The organism is Azoarcus taiwanensis (assembly GCF_012910885.1).
In the GTDB taxonomy this organism is placed as follows: Bacteria; Pseudomonadota; Gammaproteobacteria; order Burkholderiales; family Rhodocyclaceae; genus Azoarcus_F; species Azoarcus_F taiwanensis.
Window position 1 is genome coordinate 1 of the sequence record NZ_WTVM01000063.1, and the last position, 23,063, is coordinate 23,063.

Sequence of the window (23,063 nt, forward strand, 5' to 3'; positions counted from 1 at the left end):
TTGTGAAAGCGTTGCTCCGGCCAGCAGCGGCTGCGCCTCGTCAAGGAGCGAGTCATAGTACGGAGGGCAGGCCATCGTCCGCAGCGCGAAAATCATGGACTGGCTGTGCGGGTCCAACTTGTCTTGCCCGAGTTCGATGCGTTGCTGGTCGCCTTCGGTCACGATCGACTGTACTTCCTTAATTCTCGACGTAAGCCCTTGGGCCTGTATCAGTTCGACAGCTTGGATGGCGGCTGAAGTCGCTTCGATGCCCAGCGCAATTTTCCTGGCTGCCGCTGCGTGGGTGCCGCGCTTGGCGTCGATGTTCGTGGGAATAGCGAGCACCTTGCCGTCTACGCCGCACACGATGTACGTGTTCCATACGCAGTCTTCCCACAGATTCTCAGCTTGGTCGTACATGGCGCCAAAATTGATTTCTAAGCGCACGTCGTTCCAGGCGACGTCGTCAAAGCTGTCGTCCGCGACTTTGGGTTGCCCCGTCAGCGCGACCTTGACCGGAATCGCGATGCCGTCGAGCATGCTGCCGAGCGCCGCATCTGCGTTGTAGCTGGCACCATCAGCCAGCTTCACCTGAGTCGTCGCTAGATCCCGAATATTCAACTCCCCACGCCCGTCGGCGCTCGCAATATTGGCGGCATAATCCTTCATCTGCAGCTCAAGCGCTTCAAACTGGTGGTTAGCGGCTGCCACGAGCGCCTTGACCCGCGTCTCGGTGGAAAGGCGCGACAGCGACAATTGGTCTGTTGCTTTGCGGATGGCCGCGAGCTTCGCATGAATGTTTATGCCTGAGACATAGATCGCAATGTCGGTCTTGTCACTGGGGGCGAATCCTTCGTACGCCTTTGTCCATCCTTCCACTGTGAACGTGCGCTTTCGCGGCCCGACCACCCTGCCTCGCCTGACTTGTTCAGAAAATTTGCCCACGAGATTCCTCCATTTAAACCACACAGGGGAAGCCAACGCGCCGTAAGAGTCGATACCACCAGCTCGGTGAGTTGAAGGCCGTTCGTTCGATACCGCTGGGCGCGCCGGGCCGGTTGTCAACCGCACAGCTGCCGCTCGTTCGGCACTGGCTGACCCGCAACTCCGCTCGACTGCCGGTCGTCGGCCATTCCGGTCACTGTGCTCACTGCTTTAGAATAACATTTGCATGTTCGCCAGTTGCAGTTCAGGGAGAGGGAGCCTAAACAGCAGGCGCTGCGGCTCCACGTGGCGACGAAGGTCTTCTCGCACAACCATTTGAGCAATAGTCTCGAGCCGAGCCAGTCCGATAAGCATCTGACCCAGAACTTCAGGGAAGCCTTGTCGATGGTGGACGTGCGCATGCTAGGGGCTGCGCGTTGCGCCAGTCCTCGAGCCCTTCGAACACCTCGACCATCGACGCCAGTTTTTCCGTTTCCATGGCTCCGCCAAAAAGCCAGGAAACTACACAAAATCGGCCCCTGTGAACAGGGGCTTCGTAAGTGCGTGATCGTGAACGACATATTTATGAGGGAAACGACAAATGCGTATCTGCGGTAGCCCTGGGGGCTCAAGCTCCCCCGCTTTTCGAGGTTATTGAGGATCCGTCAGTCGGTATCGGCCGGTGTCGATCTTCACCAGGATCTTCTGCGCGCAGAGGCTGCTGATCGTGCGGCCCGCAAGGGCCGCGATGGGGGCATCCAACTCGCTGGCTACCAACACTTCTCGCAGCCATTGCTCTACCTGGGTCTTGGTGGCAACTGTCGCCTCGCGGCGCATCCTAAACTCGACGATCGTGGTGGCGAGGTCCAGGACAGGCACTTCGGTCATCCCACGCACAGTGTCACTCGAGCGCGGAAACTGGAAATCGCCGACCAATGCCGCCACTTTGATCAGCGATTGCCCTTGCGTAGTCGACCGCACGGCGCCCAGTTCGGCCGCCTGCAAGACGATCGCGGAGGTCCTGGATTCGTCCAATGGCGAGACCAGGCAAGTCAGACATTTGCGACGCACGTCATGCGGTGTTGTGGTGCCGCATTCGGCGCAGGGGCGGAGGTAGCACTCAGTCAGTTCGTTACGCACCGGATCGATCCCGGAGATAGGAAGGTTTGTCGATAGCGAGAGCCACCAGCCCCAGAGCTGAACTCCGCGGTTGGTCCACCTGGGACCGCCTTCATAGATCCATCGCCTCCATCGACTTGCGTAGAAAAATCCTTCGCCGAAGATTTCGTGCCATCCAATTGCGCCCGCGAATTTACGTACCTTATTAGCGATGAATCGCGGGTCCGGATCACAAGCATCCTGATCGATCACTCTTGCACGATCGATCTTCTCCAAGCCCCTGCGCAGGAAGTCCGACTTCACACCGCTCAGACCCGCGAGCAATTCGATGGGCACGATGATGTAAGCGCGCGTGGTGGCCCGCCCGAGTGCGCAAGCCAATGTGGTGTCGTCCATGTCGAAGCCCGCCACGACGATGACGACGGGCTTCTCCATGCCGCGATACGCCGAGATCGTGGATCGCGAGGCATCAATTCCCTCAAGCAACCAAGAGAACTGACCGAGCACGATCATGTCCTGCGTCATGACGCCGGCCTTCGAGAGCTCCGCCGTCAGGGCCTGGATGCGCTTGGAGACATCCCAGCTGATGCTTCTGGACAAGTCCTCCCTGGAGGTCGGGCGAGGGCAGTTCACCTCATGCCGGGGCGGTCGCATCTCCATCATCGCCTGAGTGATGCCTCCGGGATTCCGGTAGACCGTCGCCAGATAAAAGAATCGCTCGTCGTAGGTTTCCTCCAGGAATCGATAGGAACTGCCCTTCTCGATACCGGGAAGCACCTGGAGCTCATCGGCAAAGACGAACTTGCGCGCGTTGGCGAAATGGTCGCGCAGCGCCAGATGATCGGCCTCGTTGAGCGCCTGGGCCTCATCGACGATCAGCACCGCGTACTGGCGATCCACCTTCCCATGCAGGGCCAGATGATGTTCGTCATAGTTGGGTTCCCCGAAGCTATCGTCCCTATTCCGAGTGCCCAGGGACTCGCAGTAAGAATGGAAAGTCTGAACAGTGATCTCCCGGCCGAGATGGCTCACTTGAGCGGTCACCTTCTGTGTGATCTGGCGGTTCTTCAGAAGGAAGAGCACCTTGAGGCCCCGGGCAGCGAACTGCTCGGCAAGGGAGCGCGCAATAAGCGTCTTGCCGCTGCCCGAGAACCCCGCGATCAGCCTCCGATCAGTGTCGAGACACAAAGCCACCTGATTCGCCTGCTTGTCGTCGAGTCGAAGCCACAACTGGCCGTCCGCGACGATCTTGCGTCCGAGATGACCGACCTGCACTTCCTGCGGCCAAACTGCGTCAAGGAATCGATCGATCTCAAGGCTGAAGTCGTCCTGGTTCTCGTAGTTCAGTGCGGCCTTCCAGTGCGCCATCAGTTCCACGATGCGCGAAGGCATGTCCCGACGATGTTTCTGCAGGATCAGGATTCCGTCGGGGATAGGCCGGTCGAACGGTACGTACGCGCTGGCGATCTGCGAGCTCTCGAGATCGATGTCTGGAAAGTGCACCGCGTAGCCGACCGGGCACTTCATATGCCACGACTGCAGCATCTCGACGAGGACGAAGGTGTTGTCCTTGACCTGATTCAGGGGATCGATTTCGTATCCGTCACGTTCTTGGATAAATCGAACTCCGGAAGGCTTGTACAACCCCGACTTCGTCTCGATGCAAAGCATGCCCAGCTTCGCATGTAGGATCACGAAGTCCACCTCGCCGGACAGATGCTTCCTGGCCAAGGAGACCCGCAGGTACTCCTGCAACTCCTGCGAGTACACCCGCTTGGTCCTGCCTCGCAGCCAGGGTAGCGAGTGGATGACGGCAAACCCATCGTCGAGTGCCGCCAGTTCCTGAAAGAGGGTGAATTCGCCTTTGCTGCGGAATTCCGCGTGATCGAGTGTTGGAAAAAACCTGGCCATGGAAAGAGGAAACGCTGTGTCGGTTCAAAGTCTTCAGTACGCCGCCGATTGTTTGGGCATGGTAGCTTCAAACGCCTCGGGGCTGAGCTACGATGGACTGGCTATGCCCTGAGGTGCTTGGATTTGGCGACTGTAACAGCGCGCAGCGCCGCCCCGGCCGCGGTTTGGCGTTGCAAGCCTTGGGCGTGAGGGCGGCAGCGGCCGGAGTGGCTCAGCGACGTCGTGGCCGGCCTCGCGCGAGCGGCATTAGGGACGCGTCATCACGGAGGCTCCGCCAATGCGGGCATTTACGAGTACCAATATCCGCTCGCGTGGGTGCCGTGTTGGTGCCACGCTCCCCACCATGCTCCGCTGACTCCCGTCAGCGACATGCCCAGGTAGCCACGATCCTCAAGGCTACGACGCGGTTCCGACCGCGTTGATCACCCAGTTCGCACCGGCATCCATGCGCGAACGTCCATCGGTTTCCGATGGCGATGCCACCAAGCTTTTCCATCAACCCACGCGGGGGTTCCACACCTTCCCCGCCTTGGGTCGGGTGTGTCTCCGCCTCATTGTTTCCAGGAGATTCACCATGACCACTTCCACCGAAAAGTCCTACTTCGATCTGCACATCACCGGCCTCGGGTACCTCAACCGCATTCGCGAAGTGAAGCCCAAGAAAGGCGATGCGTTCCTGGCCTGCGACATCGCGGCCCTGAACGGTCCCAGCGACGACGTCTCGTATGTGCGTTTCGACACGCGCGTATCGGGTTCGGAAGCGCAGCACCTGGTGCGCCGCTGCATTCAGGCGGTCGACGCCGAGAAGAAAGTGATGATCGGCTTTCGCCTGGGTGACCTGTGGACCGACACCTTCACCTACAGCAAGGGGAAGCGTGCCGGCGAGCAGGGGGTGAGCCTCAAGGCTCGCCTGCTGTTCGTCAGTTGGATCAAGGTCGACGGCAAGCTCGTCTACAAGGCCGAATCCAAGCCGACCGAGACCGACGGGCGCGACCCGGAAGTCCCTGTGACATCCGACACGCCTGCCGCGCAGCAAGCCTCGGCACCGGAGCCTTCCGAGCCCGTCGCCGATGCTGCCGACGACGCAGCCGATGCCCCCGCATTGGCCGTTGCCGAGTCGTTCTGATCCGCAAGGCCCCATCCCCGGGGCCTTGTCTTCTCATCGTCAGCAGGAGACCTTCATGATCACCCTCCCCGGCCAACTGGCCATCAAGACCATCCACGGCCGCAACGGCGATTTCAACGTCGGCCGCCTCGCGACTTCCATCGGCGAATTCGTCGTAAAGAACGCCGAGCTCGACCAGTACACCGAAGGCAAGTACGAGGGCGATTTCGTCATCGCCGAGATTCGCCCCTCCACCTACAGCGCCAACGGCCGCATGGTCATCGAGATCCGTGCCCTTCTGGGTGGGATGACGTTGTCCAACATCGACGCCCTGAGCCGCGACGAAGCCCGCCGGCTGAGTCCGCAGGAAGTCGATCCGATCGACGAGGAAGCGCAGGCTCCCGCGCCGGCTGCCCCCCAGGCCAAGCCGAAGGCGAAGCCGCGAAGCCTGCGCGATCCCCTGGTCGATACCACGCCGTTCGGCAGCGAACCGCCCACTGCATCCCCCGAGGCCTCGGCCGAGGCGGACGACGCGGCGCTGTTCGGTGCGCTCTGGCCGCTCGGCGATGTCGTCAAGCTCGACGCCAGCGTTGATCGCCGCGTCCTGCGTCAGCAGCGCGACCGTCTCGGTGCGTTGGGCTACGAGTTCGCTCCACTGTCCCAGGACTGGCATCTCGCCACGACCTGACTCCAACCGCCGCGTCAGCGGCGTTCCACCACCCGCCGGGGTTCCTCCCCGGTGGGGCGGGGGCTCCGGTCTCTTATCCAAGGAGATCGTCATGCAAATCGCATCCCGCTTCGCTTATCGTTCCCCGGTGCTGCGGTCGAATCACCCGCTGTCGGATGACCAGATTCGCACCGTCGCACCCTCCATCTTCGCGGACACCCCGCACGAAAGCCGCTCCGAGCGGTACAGCTACATCCCCACGGCGGCAGTGCTGACCGAACTGCGCAAGGAAGGCTTCCAGCCGTTCATGGTGTGCCAGACCCGCGTGCGCCAGGAGGACCGCCGCGACTACACCAAGCACATGCTGCGCCTTCGCCATGCAAGCCAGATCAACGGCGCCGAGGCCAACGAGATCATCCTGCTCAATTCGCACGACGGCACCAGCAGCTACCAGATGCTGGCCGGAATGTTCCGCTTCGTCTGCCAGAACGGCCTGGTGTGCGGCGACACGTTCGCCGACGTGCGCGTACCTCACAAGGGCAACGTCACCGATTACGTGATCGAGGGCGCCTACGAGGTGCTGCATGGCTTCGAGCAGGTGCAGGACTCGCGCGACGCCATGCGTGCCATCACGCTCGACGACGGCGAGGCCGAGGTCTTCGCTCGGTCAGCCCTGGTCCTCAAGTACGACGAACCTGCCAAGACCGCGCCGATCACGGAAAGCCAAATCCTGCGTCCCCGTCGCTTCGACGACAACCATGCAGACTTGTGGTCCACGTTCAACCGCGTCCAGGAGAACCTCGTCAAAGGCGGCCTGACCGGCCGCAGTGCCAACGGGCGCCAGCAGCGCACACGGCCTGTCCAGGGCATCGACCAGAACGTCCGGCTCAACCGGGCACTCTGGCTGCTCGCGGATGGCCTGCGCAAGCTGAAAGCCTGACACCCCAAGCGGATCGTGCCCATCGCGGCATGGTCCGCCTTATTTTTCTTCGCCGATCTGCGGGGTGGGCTTGAGCTCTCAAAATGACCTGAAGCAGAAGTGCTCATCAATCTGCGGACCAGCCCGGAGTTACTAATCAGCGGACACGCCCATCCACGGTGTGATTGAGCCGCCTACACCTTCAATGCCTTGATCAATTCACGCTGCACGCCTCGTGACGAGCTTGACGAGATCTGGCCCGGAAAGTTTTCCTGATAGACATTTTGCAGGAGCTCATCCATCTCGACGGAAAGCTGCAACAGCCAGTCGCGCTTCTCAGAGGTGTCGAAGATTACGCGGCTTCCGTCGGGAACCCACAGCTTGCTAGCCGCGCTCGGATCCTGATAAAGGGCGTCGAGGTGGCGCTGCGTTTCTGTCAGGACCGCTAGGTCGCTGTACTGACCCAGCCGCAACGCGCTCATGTCTGCGTGGTACATGATGGCAGCAATATCGTAGCTGGAGAGCTGGATGTCGCGGTCGGAGTCGGCCTTTACATTCTTGCAGAGACGAATTGCCTTGCGCAGGCCGCCGTTAATGCTGTCGCAGCGGCAGGCAACGCGCTCTATATGAAGGAACGGCAAGTTGTCGATCGTCTCGCCGGTATTCTTGTTGTAGATCGTCACCGCCCTATCAGCCTGGCGGCCACTGGCCTGGTATTCCTTGGTGTCATACCAGTGTGCGGGCACCACATCGACGGATCGCTGCAGCGACCCGCCTGAGACCCTGACCGCCTTAGCGCCCGTTTTGTCAACCTTGGCCGCAGGAAACGCGTCAACGAGATCCGACTCAACCTGCTGCCGAAGGCTGCTCAGGACGCCACTCGAAGTCATTCGCGACGGGTTCCTGTATCCGCCCCGCAAGGCCTGCACCCCCGCGTTGTTGTACGTGTAGAAGTCCTTTCTGATGGCAAGCACGTCGACATCGCTCACCCGCTTGATGTGGACGTCCAGAGGCACCGAACCCTGTAGCCTGAACTCGGCATCGATGCCTGCTTTAGCGAGGCGGTCGCGCAACTGGCTGGCCACCCGCTCACCGGTCTGTACGCTCACCTCGGTGTATTTCTTCCCGACGGCCTGCATGCCACCGATGGCATACCGAGTCCAGCGCTGGCTTGAGGTGCCGCGCTTTTCCCAGTCCTCCACTTCTGCAGCGTCTGCGGTGAAGTACCTGTTGGACGCTGCTGCGGCCTCGGAAAATGCGACTAAGGAGGGCTCTCCCTTGCGGCGTGCTCGGAGTTGCGAGAGGCGAGAATCGATATCGGAAGTCATTAGTTCCTCTTCGTCCAGTTCATCGTGCCGAAGGTCATCCGGCCGCGACCATTGAAGTAATCGCCAGTCGCCGACCTAAGGTCTTTGGCGATGGTCATGACGGAGCAGCCAGTGTGCGATGCCAAGCCGACGGCGCCGGCCTTGGGGTCGTTCCGGTAGTGATAGAGCAGCACGAAGCCGTCGACGCTGTCGTGGGCGAGTGCGGCAGAGATACTGCTGGAGCCCGACGTCTTGGTGACGAGGCGGATGCGCAACTTGTCCCACGATTGGACAATGGTGACTTCGGCTTGCCAGTCGTACTTGGTGGAACCGTCGCTATCGAGCGTCTTGCCGACGCAGTCCCAAATGCCTGAAATGTCGGGGACCTTCAGTGCCAGTCCGATGCCCGGCCACTTCCACGCCCACTTGTTCAGCACCCAGTAGAGGCAACCGAAAACCGCACCGGCGCCCAACAGCGATAGCAAAGTCGGTGGCACGTTGACGTTCCACCCGAATTTCTTTGCGAGATCGACGGCTGACAGGAGCGTGAACACCAATGCGCCCGAAATGGTGCTTGCTGTAAAGCTCAGGAGCCGGCCGACGTTGGCCCGATTGGCTCCTCCCATCACCGAATATTCGTGTTCTTGTGGGGCGACCATGTGTTTGGATTCAAACGAGGTGGCTGCTAGATGGGGACGCTCTTCGTCTTATCAAGTGTCATTTCACGAAACAACGGTTTATCGTAACTATCGAGGCCAAGCAGGCAAACAAGGGCGCACTGCAAAGCGGTTTTTCGCTACGGCCCATTGATCACCTGCAGCAATCTGCCCCCATGTCCGTCGGCGATGCCGACAACATGCCCAGGTAGCCAAGACCTTCAAGGCTAAGGCGCGTTACGACGCGCAGGTCGTTCTCTTCACCAAGCCGTTCCCGGCGCTTTCTTCCACCCCTTGGGGCAGCGACTGCCCCGGCGGGCCTTGCTGTCTCCGATTCCTTCGAGGACAACACCATGCCTGCCACCCATCCTTCCAAGACGCTGTATCGCATCGACGAATGCCCCGACCTGATGGCCGACGGCTGCATCGGTGACGAGAACGGCAACCTGGTCTTTCTCTCGATCTGGGCGCGCGACACCGCCGTTCAGGAGTTCCTGGCTCGCCTGACCCTCGGGCGCGACGAGCAGGGACTGGACCAGTTCCATATCGTCACCGAGCAGGGCGGCGCGCTTCCGGTCTTCGTCGGCAACGTCGACAACCTGGAGAAGCGCATCACCCGCGCCTACCGCCGCACGCTGTTCGGCTCACTGACGAACGTGTGGCTGTTCGACCGTCGCGCCGTGAAGCCCGACAAGGCCAACGCCAGCGCGCTGGCGCTGCTGCCGCGTGACTCCGCACACCGGCTCGACCGGCTGTGGTCGCTGGTGCGAGATACCTGCCCGCTCCCTCTGCTCGATCACTGGCGCGACATCGTGCTGGAACTGTTGCAGGCGCGATCGATGCTGACCCGTCTTCCATTCGCCCTCGGGCCATTGGAAGGCCATCGGCTCGCCATCGACGTACCGGCGCTGACCCAGGCGCTGGGCGGCCTGATCCGCAGCAACGTGCTCGCCACGGACGCATCCGGGCACCCGATCGCCTCCGATCTGCCGCTCGAAGCGGTGGCCTGATGTCTCCGCACCGGACATGCGCGCGCATGTCCGCTTCCTTCCATCGACATGCCCCAGGAGATTCCTATGGCACTCATGTTCCCGCGGCTCGCCCGCAATTTCGTCAAGAACGGGTACTTCCCCACGGATGAACCCACGCTCGAAAGAGCGCTCGCAGCACTGGCGCCCAGCGATAGGCTGATGTGCATCCTCGATCCCTGCGCCGGCGAAGGCGTGGCGATTGCCGAAGCGGCCCATGCCCTCGGGCGCGGGCAGGTCCAGGCCTTCGCCGTCGAGTACGACGCCGAGCGTGCCCGCCACGCCCGGCAACTGGTCGAACACTGCATCCACGGCGACCTGATGGACACGCTGATCTCGCGGCAGGCCTTCGGTCTGCTGTGGCTGAATCCGCCGTATGGTGACCTGAGCAAGGACGCCAACGGCAACATCGGTTACCAGGGCCAGGGTCGTGCCAGGCTGGAGAAGCTGTTCTACCAGCGCTCGCTGCCGTTGCTGCAGTATGGCGGCGTGCTGATCTTCATCGTGCCGTCATACGTGCTCGATGCCGAGCTGGTCGGATGGCTGACACGCCACTTCGCCGACCTGCGCATCTACCGAGCGGTGGAGACACAGTTCAAGCAGGTGGTTGTCTTCGGTCGCCGGGTTCGCCAGCGCGACCAAGCATCGGACTCGGTCAAAGCCGCGCGTGGTCTGCTTCTGCAGATCGGACAAGGCGACGCCGAAGCCGAGGAGCTGCCGCTCGAATGGCCGTTCCTGCCGTACACCGTCCCCGCCAGTCCGGCCGAGCCGGAACATTTCTATCGCGTGACGATGGAGCCCGAGCAGTTCGCCGATGAAGTCGGCCGGCTGCAAGGGCTCTGGCCGGCGCTCGATACGCCCCTGGGGGGCGCGCAGCAGTCGCTACGGCCACCGGCGCGGGCCTTGTCCCACTGGCATCTCGCCCTGGCCCTGGCCGCGGGTGCGATCTCCGGCGTGGTGAGGTCCAGCACCGGGCGTGTGCTCGTCGTCAAAGGTGATACCCACAAGGAGAAAACCCTCCAGACGGAATACACCGAACGCGACGACGGCTCCGTGGCCGAGACCCGCATCCTCACCGACAAGTTCGTGCCGGTCATCCGCGCCTGGGACATGACGCTGGGCTCGCCCACGTGGGGCGAAGTGCTGACCATCCGCTGATCGCTGTTCCCTGACGGTTCGCCGTCGCTTTCATCCACCCACCGGGGTCACGTCGCCCCGATGGGGTGCCGTGGCCCCTTCTTCCAGAAGGAGAAACCACCAAGGCACTCGCAGTCCTCAACCTCTCGTCACAAGCACGCTTTTCGCCCGGGCAGGTGGTCATGACCGCCGGCGTCGACGAGCTGGTCCGACAGGGCCGGCTCAACCCCACGCCGTACCTGCGCCGCCATCTTCTTGGCGACTGGGGCGACCTGAGCGACAGCGATCGGCGGCAGAACGACGCCGCGCTGAAGTCCGGCGAGGATCGTCTGTTCTCGTCCTACCAGGTCACGCGCGACCTGAAGCTCTGGATCATCACCGAATGGGATCGCAGCGTCACCACACTGCTGCTGCCCAGCGAATACTGATCCGCATCCAGCGGTCTTGCGCCGCTTCGTTCTTCCCACCCAGGGGCATGTCACCGCCCCGTGGGGGAGGTGCATGCCCCATCTCTTTGGAGCATCACCATGTCCCTCGATCTCGAAACCGTTCCCGAAACCGCTGTGCAGGGCGACCTGCTCGAAGCGGCCGCTTCACCCCTCACACTCAGCCTGCAGGACTTCGTGTCCGAGTTCGGCGACGAACTGCTCGACTCACTCAACCGCGCCAATCCTCCGGTCTACACCGGCCGGGTGCGCGTGCATCGGCAACTGATCCTCGCCGCGCTCAAGCGCAAGCTGTTCCCGGCGCAAGCCGATGTGGTCCATGCCGTCACCGAGCTACTGATCGACCGCGGCGAACGCGCCGCGATCGTCAACGGCGAGATGGGTTGCGGCAAGACGACCGTCGGCATCGCCACGGCCGCCGTGCTCAACGCCGAAGGCTACAGCCGCACCCTGGTGCTCTCGCCACCGCACCTGGTCTACAAGTGGCGGCGCGAAATCCAGGAGACGGTGGCCGGGGCCAAGGTCTGGGTGCTCAACGGCCCGGACACGCTGGTCAAGCTGCTGAAACTGCGTGAGCAGTTGGGCGTGCCGGCGCAGGGCCAGGAGTTCTTCGTCCTGGGCCGCGTGCGGATGCGGATGGGGTTCCATTGGAAACCCGTCTTCACCCGGCATCGCACCCGCCATGGCGACGTGGCGGCGTGCCCGGACTGCGGTCATGTCATCACCGACCTCGACGGCGAGCCGGTCAATCCGGTCGAGCTGGAAGCCGAGGAGTACCGCAGGAAGTGCAGCCACTGCCGTGCACCGCTGTGGTCGTTGATCCGTCCCAGAGGCCTGTCCGCCAGCGACCAGTCCTCGACCGTGCTCAAGGCACTGAAGCGTATTCCAACCATCGGGGAAGTCACCGCTCAGAAGCTGATGCAGAAGTTCGGTGACGCGTTCCTCGCGTCGATGCTGGGCGACAACATCCACGAGTTCATCAACCTGATGGACGACCGGGGTGATCTGGTCTTCTCGGACCGCCAGGCGCACCGCATGGAGCGCGCGATGGCGAACATGGAGTTCGGCTTCGGCGAGGGCGGCTACCAGCCGTCCGAGTTCATCAAGAGGCAGCTTCCCCAAGGCACGTTCGACCTGCTCATCGCCGACGAGGCGCACGAGTACAAGAACGGCGGCTCCGCACAGGGCCAGGCCATGGGGGTGTTGGCGGCCAAGGCGCGCAAGACGCTGCTGCTCACCGGCACGCTGATGGGCGGCTACGGCGATGACCTGTTCCACCTGCTGTTCCGAGCCCTGCCGGGGCGAATGATCGAAGACGGCTACCGCCCGACCAAGAGCGGCAGCATGACCTCGGCCGCGATGGCGTTCATGCGCGATCACGGCGTGCTCAAGGACATCTATTCCGAGAGCACGGGCACGGCGCACAAGACGGCCAAGGGCACCAAGGTATCGGTGCGTACGGTCAAGGCGCCGGGTTTCGGTCCAAAGGGCGTGCTGCGTTGCGTCCTGCCGTTCACGGTCTTCCTCAAGCTGAAGGACATCGGTGGCAACGTGCTGCCGCCCTACGACGAGGAGTTCCGCGAAGTCGCGATGGACACGGCGCAAGCCGCGGCCTACCGCGATCTGGCGGGTCGGCTGACCCAGGAGCTGAAGCAGGCCCTGGCGAAGCGCGACACAACGCTGCTCGGTGTGGTCCTCAACGTGCTGCTGGCCTGGCCGGACTGCTGCTTCCGGTCGGAAACGGTGGTGCATCCGCGCACACGCAACACCTTGGCGTTCGTGCCGGCTCAGTTCAACGAGCTGGAGGTGATGCCCAAGGAACGCGAGCTGATCGAGATCTGCAAGCAGGAGAAGGCGGAAGGTCGCAAGACCCTGGTCTATTCGGTCTACACCGGCACGCGCGACACCACGTCGCGCCTGAAGGTGCTGCTGGAGCAGGAGGGCTTCGAGGTGGCGGTACTGCGCGCGAGCGTGGATGCCTCCTGCCGGGAAGACTGGATCGCCGAGCAGCTGGACCGCGGCATCGACGTGCTCATAACCAATCCCGAGCTGGTGAAAACCGGCCTGGACCTGCTGGAGTTCCCGACCATCGTGTTCCTCCAGTCCGGCTACAACGTGTATTCGCTGCAGCAGGCCGCCCGGCGCTCATGGCGCATCGGCCAGAAGCAGCCGGTGCGCGTGGTCTACCTCGGCTACGCCAATTCCTCGCAGATGACCTGCCTGGGGTTGATGGCCAAGAAGATCATGGTCTCGCAGAGCACGTCGGGCGACGTGCCTGAATCGGGACTGGATGTCCTGAACCAGGATGGCGATTCGGTGGAGGTGGCACTGGCGCGGCAGTTGGTGCATTGAACGTTGCTGGATTTGGCGGCCCCTCCGTGGGCCGCCTCTTTTTACTCATTCCGAGTTGCGATAGAAATGAAGGACTCCAATGCCCTTTTCCGGTTGCCTCTTTGAGAGACTTCAGCCCAAGCAGCCAGTTAAAGACTGCCCGGCTCTGAGCGTGGGTCAAATTCTTCTGCGGACCGAGTCGATCTTCTCGTGATCCCCAAGGCTCCCCTTATCAGCTGCTGCGTACTTTGCGACCCGCTTGGCGTGATTTGCTAGCACCGTCCGCCCGCGACCGGGCGACCTCCGTTCGTATGCGATCTACGACGGACGCCAGGTCCCCTTCCACTTCGTGTTCCCAGTAGCGCAAGACCGTCCAGCCGAGCGCGCCAAGCGCGTTCTCCACCTCCCGATCACGCTGCTGATTACGTGCAATCTTCTCAGACCAGAACGATGCGTTGGTGGCCGGGGGCTTGTAGTGGTCTTGGCAACCGTGCCAAAAGCAGCCGTCGACAAACACCGCGATCTTGCAGCCGACGAAGGCCAAATCCGGCCGCCCCGGAACACTTGGACGCACCTTGTAACGCAGTCCGGCACGCCAGAGCGCGCGGCGCAGGACCATCTCCGGCCCCGTATCCGCCCCGCGGACGCGTGCCATCTGTTCCGACTTGGTCAGCGGGTCGAGTCTACGTTTTTTCTTGTGTTGCATCGCATCGACTTGGCGGCTTGAATCGGGTGCTGTCAGCGTACAAATCTTTACATTTGCGTTACATCCGGATAGGATGCCACGCGATAGGCATGAGGGTCAATCAATGGGCGATGTCGAACGAAAGACCGTGACGGTGAACCTGCGGTTCTCTCCAAGGATGAAGGAGTTGCTGCGGATCGCGGCCGAGAGGGAGCACCGGACACTGTCGAACATGATCGAGACGCTCGTGATCAATTACTGCGAAAGCAGGGGAATACCAGTGGAGCCGGGCGCGAAAGGCGCCTCCCGAGCAAAAAAGAGAACTACAACCACGACAAACGAGTGATTCACACGGCAGCCGTCAAGATGAAAAAGAAGTCCAATATGCGCATGGCCATAGATTTATTTTCGGGTTGCGGCGGCCTGACCCAGGGCCTCCGTGATGCGGGCTTCACCGTGGGCGCGGCCGTGGAGATAGATGCACTGGCCGCAGAAACGTATGCCGCCAATCACCCCGAGGTGAGGCTGTTCAATGCCGACATCCGCGACATCTCGGCTTCCGAGATCATGGACGCCTGCGGCATCGCGACGGGCGAACTCGACCTGCTGGCCGGCTGCCCCCCATGCCAGGGTTTTTCCCGCATCCGACTCAACAACAAGAGAGAGCGGATGGACGATCCCCGTAACCGGCTTATTGATGAGGTTCTCCGGGTGGTGGGCGAAATGCGGCCGAAAGTCGTGATGCTGGAGAATGTACCCAATCTCTCACGCTATACCCGCTATCTGGATTTCAAGAGGGATCTGCGCAAGCTTGGTTACGAAATCTCCGATCAGATCCTTGATGTCGCTGATTTCGGTGTGCCCCAGCGTCGCAAGCGACTCGTTGTCCTCGCGTCACGGCTGGGTCGAATCTCACACATCGAACCGGTGAAAAGGCGTAAAACAGTAAGAGATACGATCGGAAAGCTGCCGGATCATATCCTGAGAAATGACCATCTCCACCGCCTGGGTGAGCAGCGCAGCGAACGCGTGCGTCAGTTGATCAAGGCCATCCCGAAGGACGGCGGCAGCAGGACAGCCCTATCCCCCGGACTTGTCCTCAAATGCCACGAAAAGCAGGACGGGTTCTACGACGTCTACGGTCGTATGCGATGGGACGACGTTGCGCCCACCATCACCGGCGGCTGCATCAACCCCTCAAAGGGGCGGTTTCTTCATCCCACGGAAGACCGCGCCATCACCCTTCGCGAGGCAGCGCTCCTGCAGAGCTTTCCGCTTGGCTATGTGTTCTCGCTGCGCCGGGGCAAGTACGCCGCCGCAGAGATGATCGGGAATGCCCTCCCTCCGCTATTTTCGCGCATGCAGGCTGAGGCGATAAAGAGCCATTTGGCCGGGCAGTGACAGGCAACGACTCGGTGGCCGAATGTCAAAGAATGAAGAAATCATCGCGCTTGTCGATACGCTCAAGAACTTCGCCCCGGGCAAGCCGCTTAAGCACTACATAACTCACGCGACATTCCCCAGGTTCAAAAACATTGAGTCGGGAACACGGGTCGATTTCGAGTTCCCCCTCACCGCGCTTGTCGGCGCTAACGGGATCGGCAAGAGCTCGCTGCTACATGCGCTATGGGGGATGCCGTACGGACACTCCACGTCCAAATTTTGGTTCTCTACCGACTTAGATCCCATCGAGGATAGCAATAGGGACCCTCAGCGTTATTTCTACGGCTACTGGCACGAGGGCTTCGGCGGGGTTGTTGAAACTCGGAAAGCACGTATCGGGAAAAAGCAGGACTATTGGGAGCCATACCGTTGGAGCAAGAGCGACGGAATGGCTCCCATGCCAGAGGGTGACTTCGAGGGGAAGGCAAAGGATCGCTGGAATCCTGTTCGAAGAAAGGTCGTCTACATCAATTTCAGGGCGTTGTTTGGTTCCTTCGACCGCTACTTTTACTTCGATGACGACCTTGGCGGAGGAAACAAGCGCGATGTGATGCTGCGAGCGGCGCGTCGACTCAAGACGGTGAAGGATGATATCAAGCAGTCGTACAAGATGGGGCGCCGCGAGCGCATATTCGAGAACCGCGTGCTTAAGCCTTATGAGCTCACCGAGGCATCCAGAATTCTCGGCCGTTCCTATGATTCAGCTCACCTCATTCGGCATTCCCTTTACCCCGGCAATAGAGGTAGAGATCTGAGCGTCGTTTTCAGACGCGGGGCGGAATACTCCGAAGCGTTTGCGGGGAGCGGCGAGATTGCTGCCGTGAGCGCGGTTGTCGACGTCCTGGCCGCAGATGAGTACTCACTTATTCTGCTCGATGAACCGGAAACGTCTCTCCACCCCGGAGCCCAGCGGTCTATGCTCAGATTTTTGCTGGATCAGATCAAGCTGAAGAAGCACCAGATAATTATCTCGACTCACTCGAGCGAGTTTTTAACCGGCCTACCGCATGAAGCAATCAAGGTGTTCGAGGATAACGGAAAAACCCAATCCCGCATTCTCCCCCGTAGCTCTCCCGCAGCGGCATTGAACCGCCTTGGAAGACCGCCGCAGAACAAGCGTCGAGTGCTTGTGGAGGATTCCTTGGCAGAGCAACTTGTTCTCCATGCGGCCAAAGGCCTTGATCCCGGCGACCGCGAGACACTCGAGGTCAAGGTGGCTCCGGGTGGCGCCGAGTCCATTCTCAAGTACTTGGGGCCGGCTGCCATGGTTTCCGGTGATGAAGTTTTCGTCTTGCTCGACGGCGACCAGAAGAAAGTGAAGGAATTCAGCGATCCTGCCCAGATAGCGCCCGCCGAGCATGCGCAATTGGATAGCCGAATCAAGCAGGAGCTCGGATTTGAGCCTCAATACCATATCCAGGGCGGACGCGATGAGGCTGCTCACAAGAAAGCGAAAATCAAGGCCCAACTCAGCTATCTGGCCTGGCTACGCAAACATCTGGACTTTTTCCCTAGACAACTACCGGAACACATAATTTTGGAGGCGTTTGAACCTACTCGACGCCATTCCGATGCGGGCTCGATCGACGCGAAGGCCGCACTCAAGAAGCTACTGTCCGGTAGTGCAGAGATTGAGCCTAGCGCCGAGGAGGTTACCACTCTTGCGCGATTCAAGATCGCCGAAATCCCGCAGGACAATGCCGACCTCACTACAATCCGCGAGTGTCTGCAAAAATGGTTGCATGGCTGATCTCGTGATAACAGAACAGAACCATATCGCTCAATAAGGAACCGACGATGGACGCCCCAGAGACCGATACCGGGTTCCTCGCTTCACTGTTCCAAGATCCTTCGGACGACGATATACGCACGGTAATTGCCATTATCGCCGCGCGCTTCCCGAACGATGGCGCCGTGGCGGCGGAACTGGCGACGATCCTGGCTGCTTCAGGCGAATGCATAACCGTAGACGGGGCAGTTTCCGCCGACGTCGCATCCACGGGGGGTCCTGCGTCGCTAAGTACGCTTCTGACGCCGCTGTATCTCCGTGCGGCAGGAGCGATCGTTCCGAAACTCGGCGTACCGGGTCGGCCAGCCGGTGGGATCGATTGCCTTGGTCAGATCCCCGGCTATCGGACAGAGCTATCCGTTCGCGAGATAGGCCAGATTATCGACGCTTCCGGATACGCCCACTTCCTCGCTAAGGGCCGGATGGCGCCGCTTGACGGGCGGATGTTCAAATTACGGCAGGCCATGAATGCGCAGACCGTTCCGTCTTTGGTGGCCGGCAGTCTTTTGTCGAAGAAGCTTGCCGTCGGCGTCAAGCATGCAGGTCTCGACATCCGGGTCGCTCCTCATGGCAATTTCGGCAACGACAAAATTATCGCTGTAGCAAATGCACGGTTGTTTGTACAGGCCGCACAGACTCTCGGCATAAAGGCGTCACCGGTTCTGACCGATGCCCGCCACCCATACCAGCCCTATCTCGGAAGGCGGGAATCCCTGCTCGCGCTTGACGATGTCTTCCGTGGAGCATGCTCCCCCTGGCTGGGAAGCCATGTCGAGACCTGCCGAACGCTCGCCTTGGCCTGCCTTCCTGCCGACCTTCGCGCGAAGGTCGCAGAGGCATCCCCCATAGCGCTTCGCCGGCACTTCGACGACAACCTCATAGCCCAAGGCGCAGATCCCGACGACTTCGATGCGCTTGTACGCGACACGAGAAAGGCGCACACCGGACACATCCTGGCGGCACACGATGGATTCTGCTTCTACCACTTGGATCTGCTTCGCGACCGACTTGTCGAATGGCAGGGCATGTTCATATCGGAACAGGCACCTTTCCCGGATCCGGTTGGACTCGTTCTTCTCATCCATCCGGGACAATGGGTACCCGGCGGCACTCCGATCGCGACGGTTAGGGCGCCCGAATCATTGATGCCGGACGTTATTCACAGGCTCGACGAGGTAGTCGGCACTCCGAGCCGTCTCCCGCACGGACCCGATTTCGAGGCAATCAATGGCTAAATACTGCTGCTTCTTTTGTCCTTCAAAGGACTATGCGGAAAGGGAATTGGGTGACAAGTTCCCATCCTGCGGGCGCACCTACGGCCTCGTCCTGGACCATCCGCCGACCAAGATAGGCAACTACCGGATCACGAAGCATCTCGGAAGGGGATTCTACGGCGCCGCATACGTCGCGGAAGCCGGATTCGTCGGGAAGAAGTACGTCATCAAGATATCGCCTGTCGCCTTTTATAGTTTTGCGCCGTTCAAGAAGACACCGTTTCTAGACGAGGTCCGATTGCACGCCGAACTGGCGGCCAGCGCGACGCATGCAGTCGACATCATCGACGCGATCCCTGATGAGACCGTCGTCTTTACTGATGACGCCGCGACCAGTATCCCCTGCCACGTCACCGTGCTCGACTACGTCGAAGGCGATCTTCTAAAGGACTTCGTCAACAGCAGGACACCGCCCAGTGCCGCGTCGATCTGTCAGGTCGCAATCGATCTGTTGCAGCTTCGTGCCGAATTGGAGGCTAACAAACTTAACCACAACGACCTGCACTCCGAAAACCTCATCGTCGAGAGACTCCGCCCTGAATCGCGACGACCTGACGCGATTGATCCCATGCTGCAGGTCATGGCAATCGACCTCGGCAGTGTCTCCGACGAGAGCAAGAGTACCGACGACCGACAGGGGGATTTGGGGTTCATCGCAGAGCACGTCAACACCCTTCTCGCCGGGCTGCTCGCAAGGCCGGATCAAATGGAGGACCGGGATTTTCGGGTTGCGCTGGCGCTGCAAGGCATCATCGGCAATCTGCGCGCGGACCCCCAGAACCTTCGCCTTCCAAATCCGGCCGACATGGTCGCTCAGGTTCGAGAATCTTTCTACAGAGCATCACACCACTGGCGACCGTGGATGAATCCGCTCAGCTTGAAGGGATTCGCTGACCACTACAACGCCCAGACACTGGAATCGTGGGATGTCCCCAAGCTGCTGGTTGACCCGGCCAACCGCTGGCTGACCGAGATCACCCGCCCCGGCCCGCAGATCATCACCGGCATGCGGGGATGCGGCAAGACGATGCTGCTCCGCGCGCTGGACATCCACGCCCGCGCAACACAACGGAAGGACGAAACTGCCGAGGCGGTCATCCAGCGCATCCGGAATGATCGCTTTGTCGGACTCTTTGTTTCCGCCCAAAGGTTGCTGGATTTACGGGAGCAGTCGCTCCTCAAGCTTGAATATCGTCTAACTCGGCTCTTCGTCGCCTACGCTCTGCAGGCCGCCCGCGCACTGATGCACCTCCGTGATGTCGACTCAACAGCCATCGCACCCGGAGCACACACGCGTTTGGCTTCGGCCGTCGCTGATTACCTGGAGGGGGTCGATGACTTGCGAGACTCCATTTCCCTTGACGATCTCGAGCAACGATTGCAACGGATTGCCGTTCTCACAGTCAGCGGCGACGAGAAGCATCTTGTCAAGCAAGCCCCCGCCGAGGTGTTCAACCATCTGGCGAGCAGCCTCAGGGAATGCTCGGAGGTGTTTGAGTCTGCCTCGATCTTCTATCTCCTGGATGACGTATCAACTCGATATCTTGAGCTCGACAAGATCGAGGCGCTCCTTTCCGCGCTCCTTTTCCAGAGCCCGATCTGCGCGTTCAAGTTCACATCCGAATGGCAGACGATCGAACTCGGCCTCCGATCACCTGGAAGAAACCACCCGATTCGAATCGATCGCGACCTGACGGTGTTCGACCTTGGTGAGGATGTCTTCAAAACCATCAGTGCTCCCGGCTCCGCAGGCAAGGACTTCATTGCCAGGATTCTTCAATTGCGTGCCGACCTCCACGCACAGCATCCCAGGCAGCGGGATCCGCGGGTGATTCTCGGCGACGTACCCTTGGAACAGGTTGCCAGAGAGATCGCCTCCTCAAGCGAAGGGGCGGGCCAGAAAAAGCGCGTATACAGGGGCCTGTCCTGCCTTACCAGTGTCTGCGTCGGTGACATCGGCGATGTCATCAAACTCTACGAAGAAATCCTTCGCCGAGGCAGTAACGCCAACGCATATCCCATTGAGGACCAAACCCAGTCCGAGTGCTTCCAAGAGATGAGTGCACGCCGGCTCTACGATCTCAACCGGCGCGCCACCTACTCAAGGAATCTCAAGAACCACGCCCTCGCGTTCGCACAAACGGCGCACGACCTGCTGGTGCGGTCATATCGCAATGCGCCGAAGGAAGGAAAATCGAAAGCACGCCTGAGGCAATACTCTTCGATCTACGTCAGGGTCACCGCCGAGGACGAGAACAGCCAGAAGCAGCAGATCGACAGACTTCGTGACCTCATCGATGCCGGCGTCTTCGTTTTCGCCGGCGGAGCGCCGCGCACCAAGACGAAGGACTCCGACCCGATCCTGCAGTTTATTCTGAGTTATCGAAAGATCTATGGCCTGGCCGCATTCATCGGCCTTGCCGACAGGGATCGCTTCGAGTTGTCCGGAGACGACTTGAGCAGGTGGCTAGAATTGGACGATGTGGCCGCCGCCAAGGAGATCCTGTTGCGCAACCAGATCAACGACGAAGTTGACGAAACCGGCGCCCTGGGCAGCGGCCAACCCAGCCAGGAATCCGAAGTCGCTATTCAGGAACAGCCTGTTGTAACTCCCCCCGCGCCGGTACAAGCCTCCGTCCGCAGGACGGCGCCAGGGCAAGCCGATCTGTTCGGCGCATTCGAGAGCGACACAAAGTCTCCGGATCAGAAGGCGTGGGCCGACAAGGTGTCGGTCTCGATCCGCCAAATTTCCGAGAACGAGCTTGCCACACTCCCGGTGAGTTCGGCCCTGGTGGGATTGGGGTTTGAAGACCGCACGCTTGCGTCGAACAGATTCCTCTCGGGAGCACTCAATCCGCAGACCGTACACGCGATTAGGTACCCGGTGGAAGGGCGTTCACAGGATATCCTCAATGCGTGGAGCAAATTGGGGACAACGGTGGTAGAGGCCGCTTATGACGAGGCGCTCGCCGCCCTCCCGCGTCTAGACGGCCTTGCGCTCGTGGACATATCCGGTCTCGCGAAGCCCTTGATCTTCAAGGCGGTCCGCAGTGAGCTGATCGCCAAAGGGCGAGTCCTCGTATGTCACGCGTCGGCCGAGCGACACTATCCGCTCCAAGAAGACCTCGAGAAACTATTCGCCGCCGAACGATCGGACGATCCTGTCGCCTTTCTTGACAGCCTGGCGGAGTTGTTGACTGGAGAAGACGGACCGTACAAGGACATCAAGCTGCTTAATGATGTCTCCGATCCGTCCCGAAACCGCGCCCTGCTTGCATTCGCATCGCCGAAGCACGAACGCCTCTTCTCCCTGCTGGATCGCCGCGAGTTCGATCAAATCGAGATCGTCACTCCGGAGGGAGACCCACCGCACGCCAAGGTGGCCGCATACGCTGCGGAGTTCATTTGTCAGAATTATCCAAATGCATCCGTCACCAGATTCGGAAACGATGATCTGCTCGGGCTTGTCGAGTATCTCGACGCGAAGTATCTGGAAATCTACGGTACGGGCGGAGCCAACTTCGAACTTGGCCTGACGGGCACGAAAATGCAGGCGCTTGCTTCCGCCATACTGAGTTCGGTTCGAAAGGTTTCACAGACTTGGTATCTGAGTCCGAAGAGATTCGACGAGAAGCGGTTCTCGAGCGGCGTCGGTTCGATTCGGGTGTACGACATCCGGATTCCGGGGAAGTAATGCTCATGGTGAGAACTCCCACCTCGGGGCATCTTCGGATCGAACCTCGGCCCCGAAAGCGAAGGGCATCGAGTACCGCCAGAACCCACGACAGCCATCGTGATCTATCTCCATAGCGGGAGCGACATCGACTCCAACACAGGGGGTCTATCGCTGACACGAGATCATTCCGGTCAGCATCCGGTTCTTCTTTAGCCGACGTGGTTCCCTCCCCGTTCCAGGTGGTCGGCGTGGAGTTGCGCGGGGGTGGAGCGGAGAGCGGCTGGCACGTGCAATCCATCGAGGCTCGCGCTGGCGTGTTCCGCGTGGACGGTCAGGTGCAGCACCTTGCCGCGCCGTAGGAGGGGTGGTCATGACCATTCGGCCGCTGCTTTCTGGCGTGCTACTGCGCGCCTCCCTGGGTGCCTCCGCGCAATCTCCGGTGACGAATGCGCGCGTGGTGCCCAGCCAGGTGCAGCCAAACTGAAGCAGGCCCTGGCGAAACGCGACACGACGCTGCTCGGTGTGGTCCTCAACGTGCTGCTGGCCTGGCCAGACTGCTGCTTCCGGTCGGAAACGGTGGTGCATCCGCGCACGCGCAACACCTTGGCGTTCGTTCCGGCTCAGTTCAACGAACTGGAGGTGATGCCCAAGGAACGCGAGCTGATCG

At 60.8% G+C, this 23,063-nt stretch carries 18 protein-coding genes and 1 pseudogene; 14 read left to right on the top strand and 5 right to left on the bottom strand.

Going from position 1 to position 23,063, the window contains the following annotated elements; genetic code table 11:
- The coding region (locus GPA21_RS11440) for a hypothetical protein (protein ID WP_168988297.1) at positions 1 to 924 on the bottom strand (924 nt) is incomplete at its 3' end.
- A 237-nt stretch (positions 925 to 1,161) separates the two neighbouring features.
- Between GPA21_RS11440 and GPA21_RS11445 the strand changes: the two genes are divergently transcribed.
- A complete protein-coding gene (locus GPA21_RS11445; protein ID WP_246261916.1) occupies positions 1,162 to 1,521 on the top strand; it encodes a JAB domain-containing protein in 360 nt (119 codons plus the stop codon).
- 33 nt (positions 1,522 to 1,554) lie between these two features.
- Here GPA21_RS11445 and GPA21_RS11450 read toward each other — a convergent pair whose 3' ends face one another.
- Positions 1,555 to 3,933: an NERD domain-containing protein/DEAD/DEAH box helicase gene (locus GPA21_RS11450; RefSeq protein WP_168988299.1), complete on the bottom strand. Its 2,379-nt coding sequence runs from the start codon at positions 3,931 to 3,933 to the stop codon at positions 1,555 to 1,557.
- Positions 3,934 to 4,507: 574 nt separating this feature from the next.
- On the opposite strand from GPA21_RS11450, the gene GPA21_RS11455 reads away from it, so the two are divergent.
- From GPA21_RS11455 to GPA21_RS11465, 3 genes are all read left to right on the top strand, one after another.
- Positions 4,508 to 5,059: an STY4534 family ICE replication protein gene (locus GPA21_RS11455; RefSeq protein WP_168988300.1), complete on the top strand. Its 552-nt coding sequence runs from the start codon at positions 4,508 to 4,510 to the stop codon at positions 5,057 to 5,059.
- Positions 5,060 to 5,114: 55 nt separating this feature from the next.
- Complete coding sequence (locus GPA21_RS11460; protein WP_168988301.1) at positions 5,115 to 5,726, top strand: DUF3275 family protein; 612 nt, start codon at positions 5,115 to 5,117, stop codon at positions 5,724 to 5,726.
- 91 nt (positions 5,727 to 5,817) lie between these two features.
- Positions 5,818 to 6,645, top strand: a complete 828-nt coding sequence (locus tag GPA21_RS11465) for a DUF932 domain-containing protein (protein WP_168988302.1) — start codon at positions 5,818 to 5,820, stop codon at positions 6,643 to 6,645.
- 173 nt (positions 6,646 to 6,818) lie between these two features.
- Here GPA21_RS11465 and GPA21_RS11470 read toward each other — a convergent pair whose 3' ends face one another.
- Both GPA21_RS11470 and GPA21_RS11475 read right to left on the bottom strand, forming a co-directional pair.
- Entirely contained in the window at positions 6,819 to 7,952 is a 1,134-nt protein-coding gene (locus GPA21_RS11470; RefSeq protein ID WP_168988303.1) for a nucleotidyltransferase family protein, read from the bottom strand.
- Complete coding sequence (locus GPA21_RS11475; RefSeq protein WP_168988304.1) at positions 7,952 to 8,590, bottom strand: Cap15 family cyclic dinucleotide receptor domain-containing protein; 639 nt, start codon at positions 8,588 to 8,590, stop codon at positions 7,952 to 7,954. Before GPA21_RS11475 ends, GPA21_RS11470 begins: the two co-directional genes overlap by 1 nt.
- A gap of 350 nt (positions 8,591 to 8,940) precedes the next feature.
- On the opposite strand from GPA21_RS11475, the gene GPA21_RS11480 reads away from it, so the two are divergent.
- The 4 genes from GPA21_RS11480 to GPA21_RS11495 all read left to right on the top strand — a co-directional run bounded on the left by GPA21_RS11480 (position 8,941) and on the right by GPA21_RS11495 (position 13,550).
- The gene (locus GPA21_RS11480; protein WP_168988305.1) at positions 8,941 to 9,597 is read left to right on the top strand and encodes a hypothetical protein; all 657 of its coding nucleotides are present in this window, start codon (positions 8,941 to 8,943) and stop codon (positions 9,595 to 9,597) included.
- Positions 9,598 to 9,663: 66 nt separating this feature from the next.
- Positions 9,664 to 10,773 carry a DUF6094 domain-containing protein gene (locus tag GPA21_RS11485; RefSeq protein ID WP_168988306.1) on the top strand — a complete coding sequence of 370 codons (1,110 nt, stop codon included), beginning with the start codon at positions 9,664 to 9,666 and terminating at the stop codon, positions 10,771 to 10,773.
- A 161-nt stretch (positions 10,774 to 10,934) separates the two neighbouring features.
- Positions 10,935 to 11,180 carry a plasmid related protein gene (locus GPA21_RS11490; RefSeq protein ID WP_168988307.1) on the top strand — a complete coding sequence of 82 codons (246 nt, stop codon included), beginning with the start codon at positions 10,935 to 10,937 and terminating at the stop codon, positions 11,178 to 11,180.
- A 99-nt stretch (positions 11,181 to 11,279) separates the two neighbouring features.
- Entirely contained in the window at positions 11,280 to 13,550 is a 2,271-nt protein-coding gene (locus tag GPA21_RS11495) for a helicase-related protein (RefSeq protein WP_168988308.1), read from the top strand.
- A 211-nt stretch (positions 13,551 to 13,761) separates the two neighbouring features.
- Here GPA21_RS11495 and GPA21_RS11500 read toward each other — a convergent pair whose 3' ends face one another.
- The gene (locus GPA21_RS11500) at positions 13,762 to 14,235 is read right to left on the bottom strand and encodes a very short patch repair endonuclease (protein ID WP_168988309.1); all 474 of its coding nucleotides are present in this window, start codon (positions 14,233 to 14,235) and stop codon (positions 13,762 to 13,764) included.
- A gap of 103 nt (positions 14,236 to 14,338) precedes the next feature.
- Here GPA21_RS11500 and GPA21_RS11505 point away from each other — a divergent pair, with 103 nt between their 5' ends.
- The 6 genes and pseudogenes from GPA21_RS11505 to GPA21_RS21345 form a co-directional block, all read left to right on the top strand.
- Positions 14,339 to 14,560 carry a hypothetical protein gene (locus GPA21_RS11505; RefSeq protein WP_168988310.1) on the top strand — a complete coding sequence of 74 codons (222 nt, stop codon included), beginning with the start codon at positions 14,339 to 14,341 and terminating at the stop codon, positions 14,558 to 14,560.
- Between the two features lie 20 nt (positions 14,561 to 14,580).
- Complete coding sequence (locus GPA21_RS11510; RefSeq protein WP_168988311.1) at positions 14,581 to 15,615, top strand: DNA cytosine methyltransferase; 1,035 nt, start codon at positions 14,581 to 14,583, stop codon at positions 15,613 to 15,615.
- A 22-nt stretch (positions 15,616 to 15,637) separates the two neighbouring features.
- Positions 15,638 to 17,407, top strand: a complete 1,770-nt coding sequence (locus GPA21_RS11515) for an ATP-dependent nuclease (protein ID WP_168988312.1) — start codon at positions 15,638 to 15,640, stop codon at positions 17,405 to 17,407.
- Between the two features lie 47 nt (positions 17,408 to 17,454).
- Entirely contained in the window at positions 17,455 to 18,681 is a 1,227-nt protein-coding gene (locus tag GPA21_RS11520) for a hypothetical protein (RefSeq protein WP_168988313.1), read from the top strand.
- A 46-nt stretch (positions 18,682 to 18,727) separates the two neighbouring features.
- Positions 18,728 to 22,414: a protein kinase family protein gene (locus tag GPA21_RS11525; RefSeq protein ID WP_168988314.1), complete on the top strand. Its 3,687-nt coding sequence runs from the start codon at positions 18,728 to 18,730 to the stop codon at positions 22,412 to 22,414.
- Positions 22,415 to 22,873: 459 nt separating this feature from the next.
- Positions 22,874 to 23,063 (top strand): annotated as a pseudogene (locus GPA21_RS21345) (hypothetical protein); the annotation flags it as partial.

Bases quoted from the DNA above. Each gene is read 5' to 3' on its own strand.
- GPA21_RS11470 (WP_168988303.1), bottom strand. From the start codon at position 7,952: ATGACTTCCGATATCGATTCTCGCCTCTCGCAACTCCGAGCACGCCGC.
- GPA21_RS11485 (WP_168988306.1), top strand. From the start codon at position 9,664: ATGGCACTCATGTTCCCGCGGCTCGCCCGCAATTTCGTCAAGAACGGG.
- GPA21_RS11480 (WP_168988305.1), top strand. From the start codon at position 8,941: ATGCCTGCCACCCATCCTTCCAAGACGCTGTATCGCATCGACGAATGC.
- GPA21_RS11505 (WP_168988310.1), top strand. From the start codon at position 14,339: ATGGGCGATGTCGAACGAAAGACCGTGACGGTGAACCTGCGGTTCTCT.
- GPA21_RS11500 (WP_168988309.1), bottom strand. From the start codon at position 14,235: ATGCAACACAAGAAAAAACGTAGACTCGACCCGCTGACCAAGTCGGAA.
- GPA21_RS11510 (WP_168988311.1), top strand. From the start codon at position 14,581: ATGAAAAAGAAGTCCAATATGCGCATGGCCATAGATTTATTTTCGGGT.
- GPA21_RS11460 (WP_168988301.1), top strand. From the start codon at position 5,115: ATGATCACCCTCCCCGGCCAACTGGCCATCAAGACCATCCACGGCCGC.
- GPA21_RS11520 (WP_168988313.1), top strand. From the start codon at position 17,455: ATGGACGCCCCAGAGACCGATACCGGGTTCCTCGCTTCACTGTTCCAA.
- GPA21_RS11455 (WP_168988300.1), top strand. From the start codon at position 4,508: ATGACCACTTCCACCGAAAAGTCCTACTTCGATCTGCACATCACCGGC.
- GPA21_RS11450 (WP_168988299.1), bottom strand. From the start codon at position 3,933: ATGGCCAGGTTTTTTCCAACACTCGATCACGCGGAATTCCGCAGCAAA.
- GPA21_RS11515 (WP_168988312.1), top strand. From the start codon at position 15,638: ATGTCAAAGAATGAAGAAATCATCGCGCTTGTCGATACGCTCAAGAAC.
- GPA21_RS11490 (WP_168988307.1), top strand. From the start codon at position 10,935: ATGACCGCCGGCGTCGACGAGCTGGTCCGACAGGGCCGGCTCAACCCC.
- GPA21_RS11475 (WP_168988304.1), bottom strand. From the start codon at position 8,590: ATGGTCGCCCCACAAGAACACGAATATTCGGTGATGGGAGGAGCCAAT.
- GPA21_RS11465 (WP_168988302.1), top strand. From the start codon at position 5,818: ATGCAAATCGCATCCCGCTTCGCTTATCGTTCCCCGGTGCTGCGGTCG.
- GPA21_RS11495 (WP_168988308.1), top strand. From the start codon at position 11,280: ATGTCCCTCGATCTCGAAACCGTTCCCGAAACCGCTGTGCAGGGCGAC.